This window comes from Monashia sp. HAY1-2A (assembly GCF_056755315.1).
In genome coordinates this window covers 1-238 of the sequence record NZ_JBNDHY010000755.1, presented here as the reverse complement: position 1 = coordinate 238, position 238 = coordinate 1, and the positions used below count along the sequence as shown (strand labels likewise).

1 protein-coding gene is annotated in these 238 nt (G+C 72.7%); it reads left to right on the top strand.

What is annotated here, in order from left to right; translation table 11 throughout:
• Positions 1 to 238 (top strand): hypothetical protein (locus ACPYOM_RS23805; RefSeq protein WP_481347876.1); only part of this gene is annotated, 238 nt, incomplete at both ends.

Genomic DNA, 238 nt, shown 5'->3' with positions numbered 1-238 from the left:
CGAGCGGACCGAAGCGAGTGGACTGGTCCGGGTCGGCACCCGCGGGGCGGTCCATACCGAGCTGCTCTACAACACACCGCTGGCCGAGGGGCTGGCACTGCGCATCTCGGCGCTCGACCAGCGTGACAACGGCTGGGTCCGCAACACCTTCAACGGGCAGCGCATGGGCGACGATGGCGAGCGCGGCCTGCGCGCCGCCGTGCGCTGGCGGCGCGACGACACCGACGCCATCCTCGGC